The organism is Streptosporangium sp. NPDC000563 (assembly GCF_040299985.1).
Lineage (GTDB): Bacteria > Actinomycetota > Actinomycetes > Streptosporangiales > Streptosporangiaceae > Streptosporangium.
The window spans coordinates 48,050-56,710 of sequence record NZ_JBEPDA010000035.1; the positions used below are offsets into that span (position 1 = coordinate 48,050).

General features: G+C 67.8%; 9 protein-coding genes. 1 reads left to right on the forward strand and 8 read right to left on the reverse strand.

Annotation, left to right across the window (positions count from 1 at the left end; translation table 11 throughout):
- Position 1 precedes the first annotated feature (1 nt).
- The 8 genes from ABT352_RS38290 to ABT352_RS38325 form a co-directional block, all read right to left on the reverse strand.
- The gene (locus ABT352_RS38290; protein ID WP_350949947.1) at positions 2 to 202 is read right to left on the reverse strand and encodes a hypothetical protein; all 201 of its coding nucleotides are present in this window, start codon (positions 200 to 202) and stop codon (positions 2 to 4) included.
- Positions 199 to 1,659 carry an NAD-dependent succinate-semialdehyde dehydrogenase gene (locus tag ABT352_RS38295; RefSeq protein ID WP_350949948.1) on the reverse strand — a complete coding sequence of 487 codons (1,461 nt, stop codon included), beginning with the start codon at positions 1,657 to 1,659 and terminating at the stop codon, positions 199 to 201. Before ABT352_RS38295 ends, ABT352_RS38290 begins: the two co-directional genes overlap by 4 nt.
- 76 nt (positions 1,660 to 1,735) lie before the next feature.
- The gene (locus tag ABT352_RS38300) at positions 1,736 to 1,912 is read right to left on the reverse strand and encodes a hypothetical protein (protein ID WP_350949949.1); all 177 of its coding nucleotides are present in this window, start codon (positions 1,910 to 1,912) and stop codon (positions 1,736 to 1,738) included.
- 20 nt (positions 1,913 to 1,932) lie between these two features.
- On the reverse strand, positions 1,933 to 3,009 hold the full coding sequence (locus ABT352_RS38305; RefSeq protein WP_350949950.1) for an ABC transporter ATP-binding protein: 1,077 nt from the start codon (positions 3,007 to 3,009) through the stop codon (positions 1,933 to 1,935).
- Positions 3,009 to 4,076, reverse strand: a complete 1,068-nt coding sequence (locus ABT352_RS38310; RefSeq protein WP_350949951.1) for an ABC transporter ATP-binding protein — start codon at positions 4,074 to 4,076, stop codon at positions 3,009 to 3,011. Before ABT352_RS38310 ends, ABT352_RS38305 begins: the two co-directional genes overlap by 1 nt.
- Complete coding sequence (locus ABT352_RS38315; protein ID WP_350949952.1) at positions 4,076 to 4,987, reverse strand: carbohydrate ABC transporter permease; 912 nt, start codon at positions 4,985 to 4,987, stop codon at positions 4,076 to 4,078. Before ABT352_RS38315 ends, ABT352_RS38310 begins: the two co-directional genes overlap by 1 nt.
- Complete coding sequence (locus ABT352_RS38320; protein WP_350949953.1) at positions 4,987 to 5,886, reverse strand: carbohydrate ABC transporter permease; 900 nt, start codon at positions 5,884 to 5,886, stop codon at positions 4,987 to 4,989. The genes ABT352_RS38315 and ABT352_RS38320 overlap by 1 nt, the downstream gene beginning before the upstream one ends.
- A 47-nt stretch (positions 5,887 to 5,933) precedes the next feature.
- A complete protein-coding gene (locus tag ABT352_RS38325; RefSeq protein WP_350949954.1) occupies positions 5,934 to 7,310 on the reverse strand; it encodes an extracellular solute-binding protein in 1,377 nt (458 codons plus the stop codon).
- Between the two features lie 441 nt (positions 7,311 to 7,751).
- Between ABT352_RS38325 and ABT352_RS38330 the strand changes: the two genes are divergently transcribed.
- Positions 7,752 to 8,495 carry a GntR family transcriptional regulator gene (locus ABT352_RS38330; protein ID WP_350949955.1) on the forward strand — a complete coding sequence of 248 codons (744 nt, stop codon included), beginning with the start codon at positions 7,752 to 7,754 and terminating at the stop codon, positions 8,493 to 8,495.
- Positions 8,496 to 8,661: the final 166 nt, after the last annotated feature.

The following is an 8,661-nucleotide window of genomic DNA, read 5'->3' on the forward strand; positions in this document are numbered from 1 at the left end:
GTCAGTGCCTCTCTGGAACGTCGGCGGTGATTTGCTGGGCGGACGTCCAGGTCACCTGCGAGACCGGGACGGCGTCGGCAGGGTTGGCTGCCGGGTGGCGCAGGCGCGTGCCGGACTCCCGGATCCGGTCGTGCCCGGGCGCCCTCGGGTCCATCGCGATGCGGTGATCCTCGGCGGGCACCCGGAGCCGCAGGCCGGTCACGGTAGGTCGATCGCGGCGTAGGTGACGTCGAGGTACTCGAAGATGCCCTCGTGCGACCCCTCCTTGCCGATCCCGGACTGCTTCACGCCTCCGAACGGAGCCGACGGGTCCGAGATCAGGCCACGGTTGATGCCGATCATCCCCGTCTCCAGCCCTTCGGCGAACCGGAGCGCCCGCTGGAGGTCACGGGTGAAGACGTATCCGGCCAGGCCGTGCTCGGTGTCGTTGGCCTTCGCCATCACCTCGTCGTCGGACGTGAACGAGATGATCGGCGCCACCGGGCCGAAGATTTCCGCCTCCAGTATCTGCGCGTCTTCGGGCACGTCGACGAGGACCGTAGGCGGGTAGAAGTGGCCCGGCCCCTCCGGACGCTCGCCGCCCACCAGGACACGGGCGCCGCGATCGACCGCGTCGGCGACGAGCTCGTCGATCTTGGTGACCGAGGGCTCGTCGATCAGCGCCCCGACGTTCACGCCGTCGTCGAGACCGTGGCCCACCGAGAGTGCGGCCATCCGCTCGGCGAAGCGCGCCGTGAACTCCTCGCGCACCGGCTCCTCGACGTAGATCCGGTTGGCCGCGATGCAGGACTCCCCGATGTTGCGCATCTTGGCCACCATGGCACCGTCGAGCGCGACATCCAGGTCCGCGTCGGCACACACGATCAAGGCCGCGTTGCCGCCCAGTTCCATGGAGGTGCGCAGCACGTTGTCCGCCGCCTGTCGGAGCAGCACGCGCCCGACCTCGGTCGACCCGGTGAACGAAAGCTTGCGGGTCCGGCGGTCGGCCAGCAGTGCCGAGACCACCTTGCCGGAACGCTTTGTCGTCACGACGTTGACGACGCCCGGGGGAACGCCGACCTCCTCCATGATGCGGGCCAGGAACAGCATGGTGAGTGGCGTCTGGGCCGCCGGCTTGGTGATCGTCGTGCAGCCCGCCGCCAGCGCAGGAGCGATCTTGCGGGCACCCATGGCCAGCGGAAAGTTCCAGGGCGTCACGAAGACGCACGGTCCGACCGGCTTCGGTACGGTGAGGATGCGATATCCACCGGCGGGAGCGGTGTTGTAGCGTCCCTCGACGCGCACCGCCTCCTCGGCGAACCAACGGAAGAACTCGGCGCCGTAGGCCACCTCTCCGCGAGCCTCGGCGAGCGGCTTGCCCATCTCGAGCGTTATCAGCCGGGCGACCTCCTCGGATCGCTCGGTCAGTGCCCGGTACGTCGCGGTCAGCAACTCCGACCGTTTTCGCGGCGAGGTCGCCGCCCACTCCGCCATCGCCTTGCTCGCCGCGTCCAGAGCGGCGAGCCCGTCCACGACGTCGGCGTCCGCCACCTCGGCGATGGTCTTGCCGGTGGCCGGGTCCTCGACGGCGAAGGTGGCTCCGCCGGCGGCGTCGCGCCAGGCGTCGCCGATCCGGAGCCGCCGGTGCTCGGGGGCCAGGACGTTCATCGGGTCACTCATCGCGTCGCCTCCTGTGATGTGCTTGGTGATGTCCGGCGTGACCTCCGCGGTCGCGCCACGCGCGTTGACGAACGGGTCACACGACCTCGTCGGGGTCGAGGTCGCCGAGCGGGTCGAACGTGGCCTCGGCCCTGGCCGAGAGGCGACGCCCCGCGCCACCGATCGCCTTCTCGGGCCATGGCCGCTTCGGCGTCGTCAGGCCGTGCTCACCGGTGACGGTCCGCCGAGGCTCGATCGCCTCGTAGGGGCACATGTCGACGTCGCCCCGCGCGGTTACCTCCCGGCCTCGGACAGCGCCAGCCCGGTGTCCGCGTCGAACAGGTGCGCACGGTCCAGGTCGACCGTGACAAGCAGCCGCTCGCCCGGCGTACCGGTGACGGTGGGTCGTGCCTTGATCTTGAGCATCTCCGTCCCCACCCGGACGTCGACCACCGTCCGGTCACCGAGCGGCTCAAGGCCGTAGAGCTCACCCGGCAACGACGCGCTCCCACGCCGCTCGACGGACAGGTCCTCCGCGCGCAGGCCCAGCAGCAGCGGACGACCGTCCTCGGCCGTGGTCCAGCGGGGCCGCGGCAGCGTCCAGCCTTCCGCCCCGACCAGGCGATCTCCCTCGGCGTGGCAGGCGAGCAGGCTGATCGCCGGGCTCCCGACGAAGCCCGCGACCCACTGGTTGGCCGGACGCTCGTACACCTCGGCCGGCGTTCCGACCTGTTGCACCTTCCCCTCCTTGAGGACCGCGACCTGGTCGGCCATGGACAGGGCCTCGACCTGGTCGTTGGTCACGTAGACGAAGGTTCCCCCGAGGCTCCGGTGGATGCGGGTGAGCTCGGTGCGCATCTCGACGCGGAGCTTGAGGTCGAGGTTGGTCAGCGGCTCGTCCATGAGGAACGCGCGCGGGCGACGGACCAGTGCCCTGGCCAGGGCGACACGCTGCATCTCACCGCCCGACATCTGCGCGGGACGACGCTGCAGCAGGCGTTCGATGTGCAGCAGACTCGACATCTTCTCGACGGCGGCGGCGATCTCGCTGGAAGAGCAGCGGCGTGCCCGCAGTGGCGAGGCGATGTTCTCGTACGCCGTGAGTCGCGGGTAGAGGGCGTAGCTCTGGAAGACCATGGCCAGGTCGCGTGCGGCCGGGGTGTCACCGGTCGCGTCTCTCCCGTCCAGGTGCACCGACCCGGCGTCGAGCTTCTCAAGGCCGGCGATCGCTCGCAGGGTCGTCGTCTTGCCTGCCCCGGAGGGCCCCAGCACGACGAAGAACGAGCCGTCCGGCACGTCCAGCGTCACCCCGTCGAGGGCCTGGACTTTACCGAAGGACTTGGACAGCCCGTGCACTGCCACGGTTCCCATCAGGCCACCAGCTCTTCCGTGCTCGCGTCGTAGACGGGCGGGGGCCCGCCGGTGTGCCGCAGCCCGACCGGCGCGTCGGCGGCGAAACGGACGGTCAGTGGCATTCGAACCCGTGCGTCGCGCCGGTCGCCGTGGTCGACCACGTAGATGATCTCGTCGCCCAGCCACTCCGCCGAGACCACGCGGGCCGGGACCGAACGTTCCGCCCCCGGTTCCGTGACTTCCAGCGCCTCCGGCCGGACGCCCGCGATCAGGGAACGGTCGCGCGGCAGGTTCGGCGGTGGCGTGAGGGCCAGTCCGCTCTTGCTGCGCAGTTGCCCGTCGGCCAGCTCCACCTCGATCAGGTTCATCGGCGGGGAGCCGATGAACGCGGCGCAGAAGAGACTCGCCGGACGGTCGTAGACCTCCAGCGGCGTGCCGACCTGCTCGACGCGGCCCTTGTTGAGGATGGCGATTCTGTGACCGAGCGACATCGCCTCGACCTGGTCGTGGGTGACGTAGACCATCGTCGTCCCCAGCTCCCCTTGGAGGTGCTTGATCTCCGTGCGCATGTCCGCCCTCAGCTCCGCGTCCAGGTTGGTGAGGGGTTCGTCCATGAGGAACGCGCGCGGTCGTCGCACCAGGGCGCGAGCGAGCGCGACGCGCTGCTGCTCCCCGCCGGACAGCCGGTGCGGTCGCCGGTCCATGAGCGGGCCGAGCCGCATCAGCCGGGCGGCCTCGTCGACCCGCTCCTGCACCTCCTGCTTGGGCAGTCCCTCGGCCCGCAGGGGGAACGCCAGGTTGTCACGGGTTCTCAGATGCGGGTAGAGAGCGTAGAACTGGAACACCATGGCGATGTCGCGCTCGGCGGGCGGCAGGTCGTTGACCAGTGTGTCGCCGATGCGGATGTCGCCCGTCGTCTGCCTCTCCAGGCCGGCTATGGCCCGCAGCGTGGTCGTCTTGCCGCAGCCCGAAGGGCCGAGCATCACGAACAGCTCGCCGTCGGCGATGGACAGGTCCACGTGCTCGACCGCGACCGTCCCGTCCGGGTAGCGCTTGTGCAGCGCGGTCACCTCGATGCCCGCCATCAGCGTCGCACCGCCCCGAGCGTCACACCGGCGACGAGGTGCTTGCGCACCAGGTAGGCGAAGACGAGCACCGGTAGGGCGAACACTATGGAGGCGGCGGCCACGAGACCCCAGTCCACAGTGGTTCCGCCGATGAGGCCGGCGATGGCGGGCGGGGCCGTCCGCACGGCGTCGCTGGAGGTGAGGAAGATGGCGAACACGAACTCGTTCCACGAGAAGATGAGGGCGAAGACCGCCGTCGCGGCGATGCCGGGCAGGAGCAGGGGAAGGGTGAATTTCCAGAACGCCTGCAGGCGGGTGTAACCGTCGAGCATGGCGGCATCCTCGTACTCCGCGGGCACCTCGTCGACGAACCCCTTCATCATCCAGATCGTGAACGGGACGTTGAACGCGGTGTAGATGAGGATCAGGCCGAGCTTGGTGTCGAAGAGTCCGACTTGGCGGTACATGAGGAAGATCGGGATCACGACCACCACGGGCGGCATGAACCGGGTGGACAGGATGAAGAACAGCTGGTCCTTCTTGGCCTTCACGGCGAAGCGTGAGTAGGCCCAGGCCGCCGGGACCCCCAGCACGGTGGCCAGCACCGTGGAGACCCCGGCGACCACGACGGAGTTGAGGAACGCGCCGGACAAGGTCGAGGGACCGCCACCGGAGGCGACGAACACGTCCTTGAAATGGTCCAACGTGACCGTGAAGTTGAAGAACTTGGCCGGGATGGCGTAGACGTCCCGGTTCTCCTTGATGGACGTCTCGATCATCCACAGCACCGGGAAGAGCATCACGGTGGCCAGCACGGCCAGCAGCGCGACCTCCAGCACGGCGCGTCCCCGGCCGCCGAAGCGGCGCCCTGGGGGCCGGTGATCCTGGACAGGACCTGGGGACACGGCCTCGTCGACGGAGACGGCCATCAGTCCTCCTTGAGCTTGTTCAGGTAGCGCATGTAGAGCTGCGCGAGGACGATGACGACGAGGACCATGAGGATCCCGTACGCCGAGGCGGTTCCGGTGTTGAAGCCCAGGAACGCGACCTTGTAGACGTGGAACGACAACGTCTCGGTGGAGACTCCCGGACCTCCGCTGGTGAGGATGTAGACGAGGTCGAACAGCCGGAATGCCTCGATGGCCCTGAACAGCACGGCGATGAGGAGCAGCGGCCACACCAGCGGAAGAGTGATGGTGCGGAACCGGAACCACTCGGACGCCCGGTCGATCGAGGCGGCCTCGTACAGGTACTTGGGGACCGCGGTGAGGCCCGCGAGTGCGATGAGCATGATGAACGGCGTCCACTGCCAGGTGTCGACCACGATCAGGGAGATCAATGCCGTGTTCTGCCGGGTGAGCCACTCCACCTGCCCCAGGCCGAGCGAGCCGAGCATGCTGTTGATCACGCCGAACTGCGCGTCGAGCATGAATCGCCAGAACAGCCCGACCACGACCGGCGACAGCATCATCGGAACCAGGAACAGCGTGGTCAGCACTCCTCGCCCGTGCGTGCGCCGTGAGATCAGGTACGCGATGGAGAAACCGAGCACGGTCTGCAGGGTGACCGCACCGACCACGTAGATCAACGTCGTGAAGGCCCTCAGGTGGACCTGCGCCGAAGTCAGGATGGCGGTGAAGTTCTCGAACCAGACGAAGGTGGCGGCCCCCCCTCGGGTGGCCGAGTAGTCGGTGAACGACAGGTACAACGCCCACAGCAGCGGGAAAACCGACATCGCCAGCAACAGCAGCAACGCGGGGGAGATGAAGGCCACCGTGAGCCAGCGGTCGCTCAGGTGGCGGGACCGCCCCGGTGCAGGAGGCGTCACGGACGCCTCCTGCACCGGGTGGTCCGTCGTCAGAGAGACGGGGTCACTCACAGTCCGCCGCCACCCTTGCGGCCGGCGGAGTCGAGCACGCCCTGCTGTTCCTTGGCGATGTCGTTGAGCGCGTCCTTCGGGTTCTTCGCGCCGTTGAGAGCCGCGTTCACGTTGGTGTTCTCGATGTCGATGAGGCGCGCGTACTCGGGCACGTTCCACATGTCCCGCATCCGGGTGACCGAGTCGGCGTACACCTGGTTGAACGGCCCGGCATTGAGGAACTCGGGCGAGGCCAGGGCGTCCGTACGCGCGGGCACACCACCGGCGGCCGCCCACTTCTTCTGGATGTCAGCCTGCTCGAACCACTTCATGAAGTTCAGGGCCTCCGCCTGCTTCTCCGGGGAGGAGTAGGCCGACACGTGCATCCCCATGCCGCCGAGCGGCACCAGGTCCGTCTTCTGCTTCGGCAGGGTGGCGAAGCCCAGCTTCTGGAGGATCTCCTCCCGCGTGGTGCCGAGCGTCGACTCCTTCGGGTCGAGCAGGCCACCGCTCGCGGCGATCCAGTTGAACGCGATGCATGCCTTGCCCTGGGCGACCGCCGCGTTCACCTCGTCGATGAACCAGTTGCCGGAGCCCGCGGCGGTCAGCGGCTTCATCTTGTTGACCAGGACGTCCATCGCCTCCTGGCCCGCGGCGTCGTTGATGACGCCCTCGATCTTGCGCGCCTTGGAGTCCCAGAGTTTGCCGCCGTAGACGCCGTTGACCGTGTTGTAGGTCACGGCCGCGGCGTCGGAGCCGTTGGCCTGGTGGAAGGCCAGCCCGCTGACGCCGGGGTTGTCCGTCTGGCACTTCTCGGCGGCTGCGATCATCTCGTCCCAGGTCTGCGGCGGCTTGTCGCCGATCAGGTCCTTGCGGTAGATCATCGTCCAGGTGTCGCCGAGCAGTGGCAGGCCGTACAGGCTGGCGTTCTCGTCGCGCTGCCCGGTCTCCGCCTGGGGGTACTGGCCGTAGGCCGCCAGGAGGTACGGGTTGTAGGCGTCGACGTCGATGTTCTTCTTGACGAAGTCGGTGATGTCGAGGATGTTGCCGTTCGTCACGGCCTCGCCGATGTGCTGCGAGTCCAGGATCGGGATGTCGAAGTCGGTCTTGTTCGCTGCGAACTGGGTGAACATCGCGTCGTGCCAGTTCGCGTTCGGCACGGTGTTGACCTTGATGGTCACGTTCGACCGCTCCTTGGTGTACTCCGCGTTCGCGAAGTCTTCCAGAGCTTTGGCGGGGGGCCACTCGAACCAGATGAAGCTGAGGGTCAGCGGGTCCTTGGTGAGCTCCGGGATGTCCGCCGGCGCCTTGGGGGCGCTCGCCGCGCCGTCGTCCTGGCCACCGCAAGCCGCCATGGTCGTGGCCATCACCATGGCCATCGTCGCCAGCTGCACCTTTCGAGTGGGAACGGACAGTCGTCCTATCCGCTTGGGATACCGCATCCTCTTGCCTGCTTTCTGGGGGGTGGGAACTTCTGGAGCCCTGCTATGTGCTTCGCCGAGCAGTTGCTGGGTTGTTCGGGCGTGTTGCCGGCTGTCGCAGGGGCTGACCCGCGGACCGGCGTCACGAGTACGCCGCGACGTGATGGGCTTCAGGCAGTCGAGAGGTCCTTCGGTCCTTGTGGGCCCGATGGCGAATCGAGTAGGACGTCGAGCATGCTCATGGGAGCTCCAACTGATCGAAGCGGAGCGATGGCGGGCGGTTCCCCGATTGGTGAAGGATGGCTGGCATCCGTCACCTTTCCTATACGATCCGGGTGGGGGCGTCAATATCCCGTAGCGTTGCGACCGATGTCAACAGGTTCCCGAAGGCGCAAGAAAGGACCTCACGTCACGATGGACGACGAAGCGGTGATCGCGCGGCGCCGTGGGGCCATGAGAGGCGGAACGCCGCCGGGAAGATCTCGCGGCCGGCTTGCCGACGAGGTGTACGACACGCTGCTCGGACAGCTGATGTCGCTACGGATCGAGCCTGGCTCCCGCGTCACGATCGATGCCCTGGCGCGAGAGCTCGGGGTCTCGCAGACACCGATCCGAGACGCTCTGAACCGCATGGAGGCCGAGGGCCTGGTCGTGCGTGTGCCCCATGCCGGTTATCGCATTCCACCCCAGATCACCCGTGACCGATTCGAGGACATGGTTGAGGTCCGCCTGCTCCTCGAGCCGGCGGCGGCGCGCAGATCCGCCGAACGCGCATCCTCGAAGCAGGTGGACGGTATGCGACGAATGCTGGAGGAGATGGCGGAGCTGGAGGGGGGCGACGGGGCCATGGCCTATGGCGCCTTCGGGCTACGCGACGCCGCTTTTCACGATCTCATCGCCCTGAGCGCGGAGAACCAGGTCATCCGCGAAGCGCTCGCTCGCCTGCACACGCACGTGCACCTGTTCCGGCTTCTGCACGACACCCAGGTCACTCACCTGGCCATGGCCGAGCACGAAGAGGTTCTGGCCGCGATCGCCGCGCGTGATCCCGACGCCGCCGCCTACGCCATGCGTCGGCACATCCTGCTGTCGGGTGAGCGGTTTCGGCGATTGTTCGACGAGGCCCAGGACGCGGACTCGATGGCGGCAAAGGCTTGACGAGCGGGCCGGGCCGAGGAATGCTAACCCAACCGGAGCGGATCGGATCGGATCGGATTGGATCCATCTCACCCGCCCAGATGCGAGGAGAAGCAGGTGCCCAGAGCGCTGCTCCTGACCGGCGACGCCGCCGAGGAGCTCGACACCATGTATCCCTACTACCGTG